Source organism: Bradyrhizobium sp. Unk1 (assembly GCF_059512345.1).
Genome location: NZ_JCAMOP010000006.1, coordinates 1 through 16,037 on the forward strand (window position 1 = coordinate 1; position 16,037 = coordinate 16,037).

Annotated in this window: 19 protein-coding genes and 1 pseudogene; 7 read left to right on the forward strand and 13 right to left on the reverse strand. The window is 59.4% G+C overall.

Going from position 1 to position 16,037, the window contains the following annotated elements; genetic code table 11:
• Positions 1 to 555 precede the first annotated feature (555 nt).
• Entirely contained in the window at positions 556 to 1,356 is an 801-nt protein-coding gene (locus AC5ZFO_RS09035; protein ID WP_496121977.1) for a hypothetical protein, read from the forward strand.
• Between the two features lie 1,292 nt (positions 1,357 to 2,648).
• Here AC5ZFO_RS09035 and AC5ZFO_RS09040 read toward each other — a convergent pair.
• The 4 genes from AC5ZFO_RS09040 to AC5ZFO_RS09055 all read right to left on the reverse strand — a co-directional run bounded on the left by AC5ZFO_RS09040 (position 2,649) and on the right by AC5ZFO_RS09055 (position 4,423).
• A complete protein-coding gene (locus AC5ZFO_RS09040) occupies positions 2,649 to 3,323 on the reverse strand; it encodes a hypothetical protein (protein ID WP_496121978.1) in 675 nt (224 codons plus the stop codon).
• Positions 3,324 to 3,394: 71 nt separating this feature from the next.
• Positions 3,395 to 3,658 carry a DUF2252 family protein gene (locus tag AC5ZFO_RS09045; protein WP_496121979.1) on the reverse strand — a complete coding sequence of 88 codons (264 nt, stop codon included), beginning with the start codon at positions 3,656 to 3,658 and terminating at the stop codon, positions 3,395 to 3,397.
• On the reverse strand, positions 3,655 to 3,870 hold the full coding sequence (locus AC5ZFO_RS09050; RefSeq protein ID WP_496121980.1) for a DUF2252 family protein: 216 nt from the start codon (positions 3,868 to 3,870) through the stop codon (positions 3,655 to 3,657). The genes AC5ZFO_RS09045 and AC5ZFO_RS09050 overlap by 4 nt, the downstream gene beginning before the upstream one ends.
• 292 nt (positions 3,871 to 4,162) lie before the next feature.
• On the reverse strand, positions 4,163 to 4,423 hold the full coding sequence (locus AC5ZFO_RS09055) for a GlsB/YeaQ/YmgE family stress response membrane protein (protein WP_496121981.1): 261 nt from the start codon (positions 4,421 to 4,423) through the stop codon (positions 4,163 to 4,165).
• Between the two features lie 713 nt (positions 4,424 to 5,136).
• Here AC5ZFO_RS09055 and AC5ZFO_RS09060 point away from each other — a divergent pair.
• A pseudogene (locus AC5ZFO_RS09060) lies at positions 5,137 to 5,507 on the forward strand (YidB family protein).
• Positions 5,508 to 6,563: 1,056 nt separating this feature from the next.
• On the opposite strand, the gene AC5ZFO_RS09065 reads toward AC5ZFO_RS09060, so the two are convergent.
• From AC5ZFO_RS09065 to AC5ZFO_RS09075, 3 genes are all read right to left on the reverse strand, one after another.
• Entirely contained in the window at positions 6,564 to 7,970 is a 1,407-nt protein-coding gene (locus AC5ZFO_RS09065; RefSeq protein ID WP_496122047.1) for an SGNH/GDSL hydrolase family protein, read from the reverse strand.
• 406 nt (positions 7,971 to 8,376) lie between these two features.
• Positions 8,377 to 8,874, reverse strand: coding sequence for a hypothetical protein (locus AC5ZFO_RS09070; protein WP_496121982.1), 498 nt, complete (start codon positions 8,872 to 8,874; stop codon positions 8,377 to 8,379).
• A 75-nt stretch (positions 8,875 to 8,949) separates the two neighbouring features.
• Entirely contained in the window at positions 8,950 to 9,372 is a 423-nt protein-coding gene (locus tag AC5ZFO_RS09075) for a DUF3597 domain-containing protein (protein WP_496121983.1), read from the reverse strand.
• 631 nt (positions 9,373 to 10,003) lie between these two features.
• On the opposite strand from AC5ZFO_RS09075, the gene AC5ZFO_RS09080 reads away from it, so the two are divergent.
• Both AC5ZFO_RS09080 and AC5ZFO_RS09085 read left to right on the forward strand, forming a co-directional pair.
• Entirely contained in the window at positions 10,004 to 10,234 is a 231-nt protein-coding gene (locus tag AC5ZFO_RS09080) for a DUF6894 family protein (RefSeq protein ID WP_496121984.1), read from the forward strand.
• Positions 10,235 to 10,269: 35 nt separating this feature from the next.
• Positions 10,270 to 10,539: a hypothetical protein gene (locus AC5ZFO_RS09085; protein ID WP_496121985.1), complete on the forward strand. Its 270-nt coding sequence runs from the start codon at positions 10,270 to 10,272 to the stop codon at positions 10,537 to 10,539.
• A gap of 208 nt (positions 10,540 to 10,747) precedes the next feature.
• On the opposite strand, the gene AC5ZFO_RS09090 is transcribed toward AC5ZFO_RS09085, so the two are convergent.
• The 3 genes from AC5ZFO_RS09090 to AC5ZFO_RS09100 form a co-directional block, all read right to left on the reverse strand.
• Entirely contained in the window at positions 10,748 to 11,254 is a 507-nt protein-coding gene (locus tag AC5ZFO_RS09090; RefSeq protein WP_496121986.1) for a hypothetical protein, read from the reverse strand.
• Between the two features lie 160 nt (positions 11,255 to 11,414).
• Positions 11,415 to 11,633, reverse strand: a complete 219-nt coding sequence (locus tag AC5ZFO_RS09095; RefSeq protein WP_496121987.1) for a hypothetical protein — start codon at positions 11,631 to 11,633, stop codon at positions 11,415 to 11,417.
• On the reverse strand, positions 11,609 to 11,890 hold the full coding sequence (locus AC5ZFO_RS09100) for a hypothetical protein (RefSeq protein ID WP_496121988.1): 282 nt from the start codon (positions 11,888 to 11,890) through the stop codon (positions 11,609 to 11,611). Before AC5ZFO_RS09100 ends, AC5ZFO_RS09095 begins: the two co-directional genes overlap by 25 nt.
• A 469-nt stretch (positions 11,891 to 12,359) precedes the next feature.
• Between AC5ZFO_RS09100 and AC5ZFO_RS09105 the strand changes: the two genes are divergently transcribed.
• The 3 genes from AC5ZFO_RS09105 to AC5ZFO_RS09115 all read left to right on the forward strand — a co-directional run bounded on the left by AC5ZFO_RS09105 (position 12,360) and on the right by AC5ZFO_RS09115 (position 13,207).
• Positions 12,360 to 12,536, forward strand: coding sequence for a hypothetical protein (locus AC5ZFO_RS09105; protein ID WP_496121989.1), 177 nt, complete (start codon positions 12,360 to 12,362; stop codon positions 12,534 to 12,536).
• A gap of 136 nt (positions 12,537 to 12,672) precedes the next feature.
• A complete protein-coding gene (locus AC5ZFO_RS09110) occupies positions 12,673 to 12,861 on the forward strand; it encodes a hypothetical protein (protein ID WP_496121990.1) in 189 nt (62 codons plus the stop codon).
• Complete coding sequence (locus AC5ZFO_RS09115; protein ID WP_496121991.1) at positions 12,854 to 13,207, forward strand: hypothetical protein; 354 nt, start codon at positions 12,854 to 12,856, stop codon at positions 13,205 to 13,207. The genes AC5ZFO_RS09110 and AC5ZFO_RS09115 overlap by 8 nt, the downstream gene beginning before the upstream one ends.
• 1,060 nt (positions 13,208 to 14,267) lie before the next feature.
• Here AC5ZFO_RS09115 and AC5ZFO_RS09120 read toward each other — a convergent pair.
• The 3 genes from AC5ZFO_RS09120 to AC5ZFO_RS09130 form a co-directional block, all read right to left on the reverse strand.
• Positions 14,268 to 14,747: a hypothetical protein gene (locus AC5ZFO_RS09120; protein ID WP_496121992.1), complete on the reverse strand. Its 480-nt coding sequence runs from the start codon at positions 14,745 to 14,747 to the stop codon at positions 14,268 to 14,270.
• Positions 14,748 to 14,997: 250 nt separating this feature from the next.
• On the reverse strand, positions 14,998 to 15,351 hold the full coding sequence (locus AC5ZFO_RS09125; RefSeq protein ID WP_496121993.1) for an HVO_A0114 family putative DNA-binding protein: 354 nt from the start codon (positions 15,349 to 15,351) through the stop codon (positions 14,998 to 15,000).
• A 108-nt stretch (positions 15,352 to 15,459) separates the two neighbouring features.
• Positions 15,460 to 15,921 carry a DUF302 domain-containing protein gene (locus AC5ZFO_RS09130; RefSeq protein WP_496121994.1) on the reverse strand — a complete coding sequence of 154 codons (462 nt, stop codon included), beginning with the start codon at positions 15,919 to 15,921 and terminating at the stop codon, positions 15,460 to 15,462.
• Between the last annotated feature and the right edge of the window lie 116 nt (positions 15,922 to 16,037).

A 16,037-nucleotide genomic window follows, 5' to 3' on the forward strand; every position in this document is an offset into this window, starting at 1 on the left:
CAGCCGCATCAAGAAGCCGGATATACGTCTGCAGTTGTGACCGTCGATCCTGATCAAGCCGGCCGTTGCAATCGGGCTTTTCGGACCTGATAGGCCCGGCTCGCAACGTCTGCCTTTGAGGTAAAGCGGACTGGCTAGTTGCGCACTCGGACTTCTGAGTTTGACCCTGAGCGGAAGTATTGAAATGCTCGTGAAGGTCGGCTCTCGAAAGTAAGGCCGACGAAAATCCTGAAACGAGAATCCGACGCGGTACACAGCGCAACCGCAGGTAAAACGAGCACGGCTGGATGCGGAACTCCAGTGTCCGTGAGCGGGCACTCGTTATCTTGCGTGAGCTCTGATCCACCGAGCTCCCCGTATGAGGACGCAATGCCTAGTCCGTTGGCCGCTCGATCTGTTCGGCAGCGTCATCGAAGGACGGCGGGGCCGCGTGCGCGGTCATCGAGACGGAGGTTGTCCGCCAGGGGTGCCCCCCTGCGTTGCCGCCGACGGCTGAATTGACCGCGCCTTGTCCAATAAGGTTAGAGTGTTGTCCACGCATGATTTCATGGATTCTTGTGGATCGCATCGCACAGCAATCGTCGCATCTCCGTTCCGCATGAAGAATGCGGCACCACCACCTCGGCGAAGGACGCCGCGACCAGGGTCGCCGCCGCGACCAGAGTCGGCACCTCGCAACAGTTCGTCCAAATCACGGTCAATTCGAGCGGAGGAATCCCGTCCATCGGCGCCAGCTGCGTTCTGGCCAAAAGCGGGCGGCGAAAACAGCAAAAGCATGGCCGTAACGACAATAGCCTTGTTCATGATCGCTCTCCAATTTGGGGGTGCACCTCGGGAGCGGGACGTTGTTCCTCGATTGCCCCGCTCTGGCTCTGCTGGAGCGACATTTCTGTCGAGCACTCAATCAGGATAGCCGATTTGGAGATATCCCTAGTCCGGGCATATCCGTCGGCGAACGATAACGAGAAAATCTCCGTCCGCGTCTCGCAAGCTCCGGGTGAGGAAATAACACTCTCCTTCCTCTCCGCCGTGGCGCCGCTCAGCTATCCTCTCGGCGAACCGTTCCCGCAGGTGGCCGCGCCCGGCTCCGTCGTCCTCATCTTCCTCGCGGTCACGCCAGTTGCTCATCCGCTCGCGCAGGCGGCTTCGCAGCTCCGGCCGGTCGCGAAGAAGGTCGACGATGAGATCGCGGAGATCCTCGCGCGTCCGTATCCGATCCCTCAGGAGATCCCGCAGATCGCGGCCCATCCCTCCGTCCCTGTCACGTGCTTCTTGGGCAGATGCAGGGTTTGTTGTCACAAATATCATTGGAACAGACGCAGTAGTAGCGAGGAGGAATGCTGCGGCAATTGCTGAAAATCGCGTCATGGCGTTCTCCCTTCAGTGGCCCCAATGCTCTCTTCGAATATTCCCCTTCGCCGTCGAGATTGGACTTCCTGAGCGGTTGCCCCAAGTGCTTTACTGAGCCAGCCAAGTATGACGAGAGCGTGAAGTCTGCCTGTTCATTTCAGCTAAATAAGGGTCATGGACCGTGACTGGTTTGGATGCTCAAGGGAACGTCCGCCAGCGAAGCGCCAGGAACGGCACGACTTAACATCGTGGGAGCGTAAACTTTTGTTCGAAGTTCAATTGGCCCAGCTAGAGCAGCGCCCAAAAGCCCTGGACGCGAACGCGGAACTTGCGTCGGCATCCGCGGGAGAAATCATTGTTTGCGTCTGCCATTTCCGATTTTGGCGATCGACGGCATCGAGCGACTCCGCTTCAACGTCGTCTTCTGCGCGCATAGCGGACACGGCAATTGAGATACAAGCTGGCTACAGTTCTCGTGTCCCGGAGGCAACGGGGCGTCCTGCAGCGGGCTGCCCGTCTCAGCCGCCGGCGCCGGTTTTGCCGATGCGTAGGGCGGGAGGCTCATAAACGTCCGCTTGGGAGTTTGGAGCGGAGGACGCGCTGCTTCGTCGTGATCGACAACTTGTGACCCGGAACGGACATCCTGAACGTTTTGAAAGTCGCGCCCTGAGAGTTTCACTAACTCGGCGGGTTGCAGGTATCAGCGCTGGCAATCGGTCTGACGCAAGTGTCTTCGTTCCATTAAATGGAACCATCGGCATTCTTCGAAGGGACGCGAAACATTTTCGCATCTCTGTAACTTAAGTTAATTATGGGGCCTACCGAAAGGTCGCGATATGGAGCCGACCAGTCGAAAATCGGATCACATCGATCGTAAGACTGCCCGGTCGATCTGTGACGAGGTGGGTGACAGATTGCAACAGAACTTATCTCTTGAAGCCTCGCCTCTGCCGCCCTACCTCGAACGTCTAGTCGATGAATTGCGCAAACAGGAGCGTCATCTAATTGATGGCGTCGCAGCTCCCGCTAACCGTTTCCTTCATGCGACGCGGCGGGTAGTCGCGACCGTCTGATCGCGTAACGAAGAAGCCGTCGCAGTGCTCAACCCGGCGACGGCTTTTCCGCTAATCTTGTCGCTGAGGCATTCCAGGCTTGGCCGCGCCGGACGCGATCAGGACGTGCTCATTCAGTGAACGGTCAAGCCGGGTTGCTTCCCCTAAGCGGATATGCGCGACTGATTGACCGACGCCGGTTTCGCCTTTTTTGGAACACACACTCTGCAAATTTCGCGAGAGGCACTAAGAGCTTCGCGCTTTAGTCTCGACCTTGCTGTCCGTCAAAATGCAGACGCTGACCAATAGAACCCAAATCGGGAATACCACCAGACTCCAGTCGAAATAGTAGCTACCGATCAAGAGAATGGCTGCGACCGCATATCCGGTCAGTGCCAACCAGCGCGGCGTGAAACCCGTATAAACGCCGATGGTCGAAGTCGTAATCATGAAAACGGACGCCGTTTTCACCACGTAAATATTGATCATTCCGTAGGCCAGGCCGCGCCCAAAATGGAAAGTTGCCGAATTGACCATTTCCGGAGCCGCATGAAATGCAAGTATGATCGCGCCCACGACGGCTGCAGCCGCAAACAGCATCGCCAACAACAGCAAGCCACTGCCAAGAAACACAGTGGCAAAAAATTGATCCTCGCGTTGCCCCAGCTTGTCGCGGAGTGCGCCGACAAACCAGAGAAAGGCAATACCTGCAAAGGGCACGAGGTTTAACGCCACCAAAACGTTGGTCGTGCCGGTGTGCAGCCACACTCCCGCCTCGAGCGGGTCTCGCGGCACCGAATGTCGCATCAGCAGAAATACCGCAAAAAGGAGGACGGAGAACACAACTCCGGCTATGGCGGCAGCTTTTGGAGTTCGCAAATGGGCGTGAGTCACGCCTGACCCGTCAACAGAATCGCGCATAAGAAACCCTCCGCTCAAGCATCGCTTCGCACCGCAAATCGGTCTACTGGCCAACGACGGGGATCAGTAAATCAACCGCCGGAAGCAGACCCCGCGACTTTGGACCGAGCCGCCTGCTTCGATTTGGCAAAAGCCTCGTAGTCTTGCTCGGTCTGCATGGCATAGCTCACCGCAAACTTGCAGATGGCTTGGTCAAGTGCGTCGCTCTTGCCGCAATAACCAGCAATCGTTGCAGCATCGCCAGACTTGGCGTGCGCCGAAGCCAGCGCCCAACCACACATCCCGCAGTAGTCGGACAGAGTCTCAAGATCTTCGAGCTCGGCACCGCCCTTCAATTCTGAAAGCGGCGAACGTAGAAATCCCTTCCGTCAGTTCGTGCCCAACCCAGGAAAATGTCCGGCGAACCTTGTGTGAGGCGCTGCCCCATGACTACCCTGCGGCCTTGGTGGTCAAATGGCAACTTGATGCTGATGTAAGGTGCAAGTACCGACTGTTGTGCTTCCTTGATCTGGAGAAAGAGCGGATCGTCCTCGTCGGTGCCCTGCAACAGGAGCACCCAGCACAGCACCCGGTGCCGACGCTTCCGATGCCAACGACCTTGCGCGCAAAATCGTGTTTTTGGACCGTCTCCTGGAAGCTTACATCGGCTCGATGACGCGCGTCACGTGCTCGATCAGCGGAACCTGCTCGAAGACGATCGTCGTCTACTTCCTCGGAGCGGCAACCGGTGGAAGTCTGTTTGCACTACTTCGTCGCACTTATAAGGGTTCGAGACGGGCACTATGGGTTCGTCCTGAAAAACCCGCGTGCGAAGGTGCAATACCAAAGTGCCGGACGGATCAGGCGGCGCTTCGACGGCCGGCGATCAGTCCGTAGACGAATAGGACGATGATTGCGCCGACGACGCTGCCAATCCAGCCTGCGCTTTCATTGGACCCATACCAACCCAGGGCCTGTCCTAGGAAGGTCGCTACGAACGCACCTACGATGCCCAATATCGCGGTGAGAATGAAACCCGAAGGCTCGTTGCTTCCGGGCATGAGAAACTTGGCAATCACTCCGACAATAAAGCCAATGATGATGGTCCAGATTATGCTCATCTGATGCTCCCGCTTATCCAATGAACAAATGCGGTTCTTTCGCTCGTACGCAAACGCCTTTGCTCGCACATCTCCTCACTTCTTGCGAGGTCTGGCGGACGGTGGTTGATCTAGATCAACGTCGAGGATCGTAACCCCCTTGCTACTATTGCGGGGCAGGAACAAAAAACAAAGGAAGTTTAGACATTGCTAGGGAAATCCAATCGGGATTGATTTCGCGTCGATCAGCGTTTTCGCTCTTAGCCGCAGCGTTGGGCTTGGCGTTGCCAGCCACTATCTTAGCCGTTCCAGAGGTGGAGGCTCAGACCGCAGGGATGGAGCGGCGCCAAGACCGGCGCGAAGGCCGCCGAGATCGCCGTGAGGACCGACGCGAAGGCCGCCAAGACCGCCGAGAAGAGCGCGAAGTCCGGCGCAATGACCGGAGGGGCGTGACCACGGGCAGCGTTGCGACCACCGGCTCGAAATAGATCAAGCGCAAAATAAACACCCCGCCGCGCATGTCCGCGCGCGAATGAGCAGATATCGCGCGTGATGCCAGGCTCGAGAGCCAGGTTACAGCTACCTTTCAACAGGAGGCAACAATGGGTTTACTCGACGCTCTGAACGGAATGCAGCTTGGTCCGCGGGGGCAAGCTTCCCGGCCTGCCGCCGGAACGCGCGGCGGTAGGTCGCCCGTCGCCATGGCCGGTATGGGCCTGCTTGCGCACAAGGCCATGAAACACCTGGGCGGAGGCCAATCAAGTCCAGCTCCGACCGATCCCAGCAACGCATCCGCTTCCGGTTCACGCGGTAGTCTCAGCGATTTGCTCAGTGGCGGATTGGGCGGCCTTCTCGGCGGCGACGCCGCCGGGCCGACGGTAACCGGCGGCCTAAGCGATCTGCTCAACCAATTTCAGCAGAAAGGCCATGCCGACGTCGCCAACTCCTGGGTTGCAACGAGCCTAACAAACCGATTTCGCCGGACGTTTTGTCAAAAGTGCTGACCGAGGATCAGGTCAAAATACTCACGCAGATGACGGCGATGTCGCGTGATGAATTAGTCAAGACTTTGAGTGCACGTCTGCCGAAGTGGTCAATCAACTGACGCCGCAGGGGCGACTACCTACCCAACAAGAAGCATCGCGTTTGCTTTGACAGATGACATAGGGAAGCTCTCGCGGCGGGCGCATCCCTAGGTGCTCTTCATGATCTGACGCACTTTGGGCATCTCGGCACTATGCCGGGTTAACTTCCGCTCGGTCAGGCCTGCCGATTTGGATCGCAGCGGGGGTGCTTGGCCTTGAGCACACGCTTGACCAAAGCCAGTGACGCCTTTGATTTAACGCTACGGAAGTTCTGTACGAGCTCCATACTTGCTCCGCTGGGATCCACCCAACAATGGAGGCAAGTATGAATACTAAAATACTTTTGGCGGCTGCGTCCACTTTCGCATGCGCGACATTCCTTTCGTTCGGCTGGTCAGAGCAAAGTGGTCTGTCGCTGTCGGTTCACAAGGCTGAGGCGCAAACGCGGCTGTATGTCGGGCGCCTCTACTGTGGCGGCTATATCGCGATACGACCAGCCTGCCTTGGTATGCAGTGCGAGCCTATTAAGCGGACGGACCTTGGACATACGGCTATAGCGGCTGGACTGATTACGCCGCGCGGAACGGTATTGGCTGTGTCCCCGGTACGCTTTGTAAAGGGCGGGGACGGCATCATGTACGTTTGTCAATAAGCAAGGCGAAGATTAGGGAGGCGGCCTAAGGTCGCCTCTTTCGGCTTCGTCATTCGACCAGATCAAGGCCATGATTGTCGAGGCGCAACCACCGACGAATCTAGGCTCGCAACTGGCTAGTGGGTCCTGATTGGAGCTATGAAGCGCCACTCCGGTCGGTGCTACGGCGTGGATCCGCTAGCTGGACTGCTCGGCGTCGGTTGGGACGACCCGTCTGGGAGACCCCCGCCGGTCGACCTTCGCTTCCCGAAGCTGCGCGAGGGCACCAAACGTCACGTTGGCACGCTCTAACAGGCCTAGATGGGATGTTCAGATACCAAAACCGTGCTAGTGATTTGATTGCCTGGCCACGGTACGCCGCCGAAGCGATCATACTCGGCTTGGGTGGAGTCGCGCATCAACAGGAGGCGGCCTGTATATCACTTTAGCGGCGATGTTTTTTCGAAGTAGGCGAAGCCGCTGGCGCCATCGATATCGATGCCACCGGCACCTCAGGGAGGGCCTGTTCGACACCGATCTCGCGGCGCGGCCAGGAGGGATCGTCGGCGCGGCCCGCAGGCGGGTTCAGCGGTTCGCCCTTCACCAGCGTCCGCGCGGCCAGCGCGTCGACCTGAACCGGAGGCAATCCCGGTCCTCCCAGCAAATGATCGGTCGAGATCGAAACTGCAACCAGTGGCACGATCGGCCCGGCCAGCGGCCGCGGCGCGGGCTGGCCGGGCTCCGCACTGGCGTCCGGTGTCGCCGGCTCGCGCGGGAGCTCGGCCGGGCCGGAGCGCGCGGCCAATAGCCGCGTGATCTCGCGCTCGACATAGTGCGCGAGCTTGCGCGCGCCGGGCTTGGTGAAATAGACGCCGTCAGGGGTGCGGAGCTGGCGGATCTGGCCTTCGAAGTCTGGGCCCTTTTGCAGGAAGCGGCCGGCCTCATCAACAAAGCCGTCCCAGACGTCAACATAGGTGATGCCGGCCTTGTTGGCGCGCTCGCGGTAGAGCGAATCCAGGAACAGCATGTCCGCCGTGCTCTTCTCTCCGCGGATCGCCGGCAGGCCGACCCAGAGTACCGGCACGCCCTTGGTCTTGAGCACGCCGATCAGTTCCTCGATCTTCTTGCTGTAGAGTTCCGCCCAGTGGTCGTCGTGGAATTCAGAGACGCCATTGGACGAGCGTGCGCTCTTTGCCAGTGCCTTGATCTGCGCCGCATTGTCGGCATCGTCCTGCGGCAAATCGGCATCGTCCGGGCTGGCTGCGGCGTCCGCGCCGTCCAGTTTGGTATTTGAATTTGCCGGCACCTTGGTACGCGCGTTCTTGTCGTTCTTGTCAGCCGGTTTGTCGGACTTGTCGGGCGCAGGCTCGCGGATTGCAATGCGGTCATTGAGCCCGAGTAAGACGACGATGACGTCGGGCTTTTCGTTATCGAGGATGCCCCTTGCCGCGGCGGTCCAGTCCGAGGGCTCACCATTGGGCTGGTACTTGATCAGGCCGGAGGTGGTCTTGTGTTTCCGGATCACGCCCATTTCGGGCTGTTCGCTATAGGCGTCTTCCAGGCCATAGGCCAGCCAGTCCGCCATGCTGTCGCCGAGCACGAGCACGTTGCGCTCAGGTATTACGTCCCGTTTTGCTGGCGGCGGCGCTCTGGAAAAGTCCTCTCGCGCAGACGGTGCGGTTTGCCGTCTCTCCCAACGAGGCTGGGGAACACGTTGCTGGAACGGGCCAAATGAGTCATTCCCGAACCAGCCGCCACCCCAGCCACCGCCGCGTTGCGGCTGCGGCCGCTGCTGAAATCCGCCGAAGTTGAAAAACTGCGCCGATGTCGGTTCCCCAGCGATCAGCAACATTATCGCCGCGATCGCCAGAGCAACCAGCGGACCGATTACGGTAAAGACCTTCTTTGGTTTTTCGGACACGTTATCTAACAGACCTAGTGGCAGAAGGGGACGATCGCCCCGGTGGCCGGATGAGGCCGTCCCCCTCAGTTTCTTCGGCTGATATCCTTGTAGTATGCCAATGCGTCGTCGATGCGGCCATGCGGCTCAAGGCGTCTGGCAGGCCGTCCTGGGCTCCCGGCTGTTTACTGTCCCCGGTGTTAGAAAAGCTCGCCGCAGCTGTTAACAATTCGGGGAGCTTGTCCCGTCTGATATCCAGCAAGAGCAAGCGTCCCAAGAAGTGCAGTCATCGACGGCATTCCGCGGTTCATGTTACCTCCTTCGCGTGTTTTCCGCCGTCTTGGGTTCGTCAGTCCGATCAAACCCCGAGAGCGCCTGAAATTTCGGCCAAGGTCGCTTTCTCGGCCTCACTGACCTGAACGCCGCCAAGACCTAGTAAGCCGCCACCTTCTTTTGCGGCTTCGGCGGTAGCTTGACTGATCTGACGCAACCAACTCTTAAAGGCTGCAGCGTCGCCAGGAGCCTTTGCCGTCAAGACGGCCGAAACCTGGCGCAAAGCTTCAACCGATTTAATCTTGACGTCTGCGGGCTGACTGTTGGCGAACTTGGTTTTGAGTCCATCGCGCGCAGCGCTTCGCGCCTCGCTCGTCGAAAAGTCGGCAGCAAGCGCCTTCACCAACGGATTGGCGCCGGGATCGGAAAGCGCCTTCGCGAGCGCATTGCCGCCGGCCAATGATTCTTTTAGCAAACCCCAAAGGCCGCTTGGATCGGCCGCAGTGATGGCCATGCCAGCCATCATCGGGCTCTCAAGCAGAAGCGTCCACTCTTCCTTCGTAAAGTTCGATTTGTCCGCCACGACTGTCCTCCTCGAAACGTTTGAAGCGGCGTTGCTTGTCACGGTCACCCACGGGGCCGGTCGCCAATCCCATGTTCAATGCTTCAGATCGGCAGGTACATTTCCGCCATTGTCCGCCAGTTTGGTCATCACCTGCTTGTGCAGCCAAACATTCATACTTGCCGAGTCATTGGTGTCGCCGGTGAAGCCGAGTTCCTTGGCAAGCTCCTTGCGCGCGCCAATGCTCGAGTCGATGTCGAGTGCCTTCATCAGATCGACAATGGACGTTCGCCACTGCAGCTTTTCCCCCTTGGCTGCGACGGCCTCGTCGAGAACAAGAGCGATATCGACCGCCTGCGTCGGCGTCGAAGATTGACTGCCAACGCTACTCGGACTCGCAGAAGCGGCCGAAGCCGTGGTGCTAGCCGACGGGGCCGCTTCCGCCTTGGTGCTGCCCGACGTGGCCGCTTCAGCCTTGGTACCAAAGATTGCGCCCGCAATCTTACCAAAAATACTCATCCAAACCTCCTCTTTCGGAGCGCTTCATGTGACGATCGAAAGTTCGTGGCCGGACGGTAGTAGCTCTTCGTCAACGGCGTTCTTGACCTGAATCAATGAAGCGACCTGCTAGAATGACGCTACCCACTCATGGAACGGTTGGCAGCGTTCCGGGCGAGATCCCTCGCGGGGCTTCTAAGGCCGTCGCAAGCTGACATGGCTCTTCCGGTTGCGCAGGGAGCAACCGGCGATGGGAACACGTTCGACGCGTGACAACCCATGGCTGCGGTCGACGTTGCGTTCCTTGGAGTGCTGCAGAACATGGAGACTCATCGGCACCATCAACGTGACAAGAGAGCCGGTTCCGTCAATTAGGAACAACGGCTCCGCGCCTTGCATCCGCAGTCTTCGCCGCCGATTCCACGGGCTGGACTAATATTGGAACCGGCAGCGAGACACGCGCGTGGTCACCGCCTTCATGCGAGCTGCGCCACGGCTCGCTCTTGATGTACATCAATGGTGGCGCTGTGACCCGCGCAACCGTGAGTCATGGGATGGGAAGATCGCCTTTTCATCGCGCTGATCGTGCTGGCGATTGGCCCTTCAAACTGGCTGTTCTGGACCGCGGCCGGCTCTGTAGGAGTACTGGCGCATGCCGCGCTATTTCTTCCACGTCACCCACAAACGCCGCGAACTCGACCTCGAAGGCGAGGAGCTGCCTGACGAGCAGGCCGCTTGGTATGAAGCCACGGTAACGGCGGGGCAGATGCTCCAAGGCCTCGATGGGAAATTAACGCCCGACCGCGAATGGCGGATGGAAGTCGTGGACGAGTCCCAAGACACGCTCTATGTCCTGCATATTAATGCCGAGAAGCGAAAGTAAGGCTTGGCTCAGTTGGCGGCTTCATCGCGTTTATCGTGCTGTCGATGCTGGGGGGCGGCCGAACGTTCGCGAGTCGGTCCGGCGTGTCTGTCTGTCGCCTTGGCACTGGCACGCCCCTGTTAGTGGCATTGGATCTTTTGGAATTCCGGATCGGCCGGATCGCCGACGATCCGCACGTCCTTCTCGCGTCATTGGACAGACCGCCGGTGTTCGTGACGACCGCGACGGTAGCGGCAAACGCAGCGGCGAGCCTGCACATCGGCTGGAATTCGCTCGATGGGTTCAGCGCGGCCAGCCGGCCTTGATCGGCCAAGGCCTCGTGCGGGTTTGTTAGCGACCGATGAGCCCTATCATCCATGCAGTTGCGACCAGCATTGCCGCTGTGGTCGCGATAAAGACCATCGCTTCCATTTCAGCCTTGGGCCACATATCCGCGAACGGTCCCACTCAGCGCCGACAGAAATGGGACTTCAAGACGACCCGGCATCAGCGGGCGTTGACTGAACTGATACCTCAATGACGCGGCGAGCATTCCCGCACGACAATCTTCGCGCGGGGCGCCTGCGGCATGAGGAAGAAGCTCGCGCCACACTGCAAGCAAGCCAGATGTTCCCCGACATCACCGGGATCAATCTCGAAATTCGCGGTCGAGCAGTCCGGGCATTCGAGATGATTAAGGGATTCCAGAATGTGCTCGATGGCGGTGCCGGCCGATGGTTCGGTCCAGCTCTCTCGCTTCGATGAGACGAGCCCCGACGCGAGGCTGGGGGCCGGAGTTTGTACCGGGGCCGCCGCTCGCCGCCCACCCGGAGCACTTGGAGGTAGGACCGGTCCGGCAGCCGAGGAGGATGAGCTGCGAATGTCGAATTCGATATCGGCGGGATTGACGGCTAAGTTGAAAGGATTTTGCCCGAGCCTCACGAAAATGCGGCGCCACGTGATCCCGGTAATAATACCCGCGACACGGGTCCGCCGGTGAATGACAGGACGGCCTTCGTCCCCCGGTCGAGGCTGCTTCATCGTTGCCCCCAGTTGCGTTGCGATTTAGACACAACGGGTGCGAATCCGAAAGTGCAGTTTGTGCCATCCTGTGATGCCATGACGGAAAGCCCGTTGCTGCTAGGCTTCTATGGAACCGACGGGCGTGTGCGTGGTCAATCCGCGGCGCGGCAAGCTTCTATCAGCGCGACGACTGTGTCTCGTTGATGCGGAGGTCGGAGAGCTTGGGTGGCTTTGCGATCACGGTAGCAGCCGGCAACCGTGATCTTCGGTCGCCACCTTTGCCCTTGTCGCGTTGCCCAGCCTTCTTCATCTCTCGCAGCAATTCGCCTGCCCTGATTTCCGCGCGCATGCGAATCTCGGTGGCGTGCTCGATCAGCGCGGCTTTGTCGGTGCGCACACAATCGAGATTGTCTCTACCCCAAGCGCGACCCTGCCGAGCGATGTCGGCACCATGACGATTGTTCGTTTATCAACCACGGCGCCGCGCTCTATCAATCCACCGCGCCACAATTTCCAGAGCGCCATCGAGCCGCGCCCGTTCAGTGTGAAGGAAAACATGTGCGGGTCGTGCTTGACTTCACCGCGCGCTGCGGCTTCCAGCGCCCGACGTTGCGCCTTGGTGAGAGAGATGCTGCCCGGTGTCTCCCGCGCCACTGCTCGGCCTCAATGGTCCACTGTTGCCATAAGATCAGAAAGAAGGTCGGCCCCGGCGCTCTGGCTTGGGGCTGATATGGCGCCGGAGCCGCCTTTCCCCGCCGCCAACAGATGCATTTGAGGGAGGACATCCGCCGGCGGCTAGAGAAATCGAAACTTCGATAGCAAAGCGCGAAGGTCTCCCTCGTTCCTCGCCCAGTACCGACCCGACCGGAACACCTTGTGCTGCAAATGGGATACACCTGCGGGGGTGAAATGTTTAGATGTTTCAACCATAGTGTGCGGAGCCTGTCTCATGCGTCTTTTGGGAGCAACGTCATGCTGTTCGATCGCCTCTTTCATATCCTTGTCGTGATGTCCGGATTGTTTTCGGGTGCGATGATCGGGGTCATTCTGCTTGCGCTCTGACCTGCCCTGCACCCTTGACCACGGCCGCGCTGCGTTGGTGGTGTTGCGCCGATCAGGTCCTATGACCGCCGCGCGGCTGGCCGATATCCTAGCGGACGGCGGACACCGCTTCGCCTTGGGCAGCGACCGCGCCAATCTCGTCGCTGACGGCCTGCGCCGGCTCCGTCGGCTCGGTGAGGACGGGCAGGTGTGCGCCGGGCTATGGCAGTGCGCGGAGCCGGTGACCGCGGCGCTCTGAGGCTCAATGCGTGGTTGATGATTCTCGCACCACGATCTTTGGCTCATGGCGCCTGCGGCATGACGTAGCAGCGACCAGCCGGGTCATGTTGTCGCCCCCTCGCGGGAAGCCGAACTTCGCTTTACGAATTCGACGCGTGCTTCAGGAAATGATTACGCTGATCCAGCAGCAAGTCGCCGTCGAGCACGAGGAGCGCCAGCGCATCGTGCAGCGTGAAACGCCCGGCAGGACAACGCCGCCGAAGTCTCCAGCGCACCGCGCGCCGCCGCGCCCGACCGCTTTCCGCTCACTGGTCGACCAGATCCAAAGGAACAACCATGGCTAAAACACCCGCACCAATCGAGACCACCGGCACCGATGCGTTACGCGTTCACGTCCAGCAGCTCATCAAGAAAATGTTCTACGGCCGGGTGGCGCAGGAGATCGGCATCCACGCTGAGACTTTGCGCGCGTTCGGAGAGGGTCGCGTCTCGCTGCCGGCCGACAGGCTGATCGCGCTCGCCGAAGAACTGTATGGCGGCCACGCGACCTTTGACCCGGTACTGGATCGCCTGCGCTCGAAGGCGCCGCCGGCGAAGCCGCTGTGCACGGCGAGGCCGACGCCTTCGTGCCGAAGCAATTCGGCCTCGGTATCCCCTATGAGAAAGGCGGGCGAGCGCCGCAGCCGGTGAAGCCGAACCCGCCGCAAGCCCCGAAGCGCCGGCCCGGCTGGATCGGAGATTACTTCAGCTAACCGCCACCGCGAAAGCTGTCGCCGGAAAAGGTTTAAAAAGCCCCAGCCCGCGGACAGGGGTGTTCACGAGCTGGGGTACTGCGGGGTGCCCTGTGGAGTCTGGGGCAGGGCATCGGGAAAACTTGGCAGCCCCAGGTATCGTTCCAACGGCCGCCTTTGTCGAACTGGCCTGCCGTTTTGCCGGGCACTAACAAACGCGCGACGGCCCCAACGCCGTGGGCCGGAAGAGGGAGGCAGGACGCCGGGGCCGGAGCGCGCCGGAGGCCCAGCGCACCCAAGTGAGCACGTGCCAGCATTCCTCTTTCATCTGTCCACTTGTGTACGCTCGACTTCACGCCCGAGGTCTATTCTTCCAGCTTCGCGTCAGCAACGTTGACGCTCAACTAGGAACAGCGCGGCTTTGGCCGGGCAGGGGCATAGCGTTCGATCATGAACAACCGCCGTCTGTTCAGTGTGGGGCTCATCGTAGCGTTCGTTATGGCACCGGCATTGGCGATCTGCGCGCTACTGCTTTATTGCGTCGCCATCAGACTAGTGGAGGCGCTCTGGCCTGAATAGCACCGGGGCGTCGCTTATCGCCTGTCCTCCAATTGCTAAAGTCAAAAAAGCCCCCGGTGGGAGCCGGGGCACATTTGGCTGGAACGCTGAACGGGAAACCGAGCCGATTCCCTTACAGCACGCCGAGGCTATATTCGGATGCCACCGTCGTCCGGCTCGAAATCGTTCCTTCCCGCGTTGCCGCCATTGCGCAGTCCCGGTGTACATCTTCGAGGGTTGATTGTTCGTTGGCAGTTGGCATATGGCTGCCCCGCCTTGCGGGGCATAGTCATGCATTCTGCGACGCAATGCCGTCGCGGTGTTCCTCTATGCGTGGCTGACGGATCCGCTGGTGCCTTCATTCTCGCGGTTGTCTTCGGAGCGGTGCTGCCGCTGTCTACCTTCCGAAATTCTATCGGAAGTGGCGGCGTCCACGGTTGACGAAAGCCGATACCGGCAAACTATTGGCGCTTGTTGTTTGCGCCAATCATGTCGATCCAATGTTGTTGCCATTGCTGAGCTAGCTTCATCCATACTTCGATCGGGTTCGCTGCCGCAGCTGGAGTTGCTGTGAGACCCTGCAAGGAGGTTAGTTTGGACAGCATCGCAGATGGTGACGCCATCGGGCTCGGCGACTTTAGTTGCTCTTCCCAGGCGTCCATCATTTGGTCCATCGTTTTAACCTGGAGTTCGGCAACATTTTTCAACTGTGAGCGGGCGGCATCAACGACCTGCACAGGCCATCCCAGCGTCTTCGCGGCTTCCGCCATCTGGTCGAGGACCCGCTCGCCATTTTTGCGGTTTGTGTCGGCAATCTCGTTTCGCCAAGTTGCTAATGCCTTCAAGGCTGCGTTCGTGCCTTCCAGGGCCTCTTTGGTGAGCCCCGAGGCGGCTACAGGATTGAAGGCGCGAGGTTTGGTCCCCAGGAAGCTGACAGACATGACCTGCTCTCCATGATCGACGTCCCGCCCTGCCGAACGCTTTCACGGGCAACCGGAAAGCGCTTGATGCAGATCAAGAGAATTCTGAGGGAAGTACACAACGTCGGTCGGGTTGATCTCCCCGCTGCCCTTTGGCCGGGTGGTTGCCCGCAATCGTTAAGGCGCTATGCCGCACCGGATGGACGCTGCCAACATTGGGCAAGGTCAAGAACCGGAAGCATCCGGCGTATCGGCGTGTGGAGGACCAGTTCTAACTGGACGGCGCTTCCGCTTTCACAAAGAAATCGACATGGACCGCGTCATACGGGAAGACCACCGCGCCGCTTGCGGTGCGTTCGATCAAGCCAGCGTCGGTCAGCGCGACAATGTCGGTATGAACCTCATAGACGTCGCGATCCAACATCCGCGCCAGCTCGCGAACTCCGATCTCGCCGCGTCCCATCATCGCCCTCAGGACGCCCCACCGATTTGGATTCAGAACGCGATGCATCAAATCCAGCGACGCAAAGCTGATGTGCTCGCGCTGCGACACGCCCTTGTCGGCCGTCGTGGCCCGCGTCTTCACGTCATCAGCGGCTGCGATGCCAATATGGACCGTTTTCACCGCATGGTCTCCACTTGCTACCAATTTACTTCAATGCTCCGCTTGCCCTCACGGACACTACTCGAACGGAATACCCGTCGTATGGGTCTTCCGCTTCGGCGCAGCTTCTTATTTCGTTGCCTCGTCGGTCGTGTCGTCGAGGAATTTCGCGAAAGCCGCGTAGTTCGTCGGTGCCTCCAATCCGTGTCGAGGGTAAATTGTCTTGTACAGATAATCGGCGGAGTTGTAGGAGAGCCAAACCTTGCCCTGATCATCCTCCCAGACTAGCGCTTTCGGCGGATTGTCGATCGCCAGCAATGGCGTCTTTGTCATCACCGGTGTGCCGAGTTTTGGATTGCCGAAGATGACCACTGTACGGGGGCGCATGTCTAAACCAAATTTCTTTCCCGCAGCGGCGTGGTCGATTTCAGTGAACACAATGAAACCTGCACCTTCTCTTGATTTGACGGCGGCCTCAAAGCGCGAAATCGTATCCTTCACCGAATAATTGCTGGGCTTCGTAGTGATCCCACTGTCTGCATGAGCTGGTATTGCCATCAGTAACGCAAAAAACGCGAAAATGTATTTCATCGGAACGTCTCCCTAAACAGTTCTCAAATCTCAGCCTCCCTCACTCGATCATGTGGCCTCCGGAGGCTGAGAGCAAGGCAACATACGTAGATCGTTGCCGCCCGATGTCTCAGTGG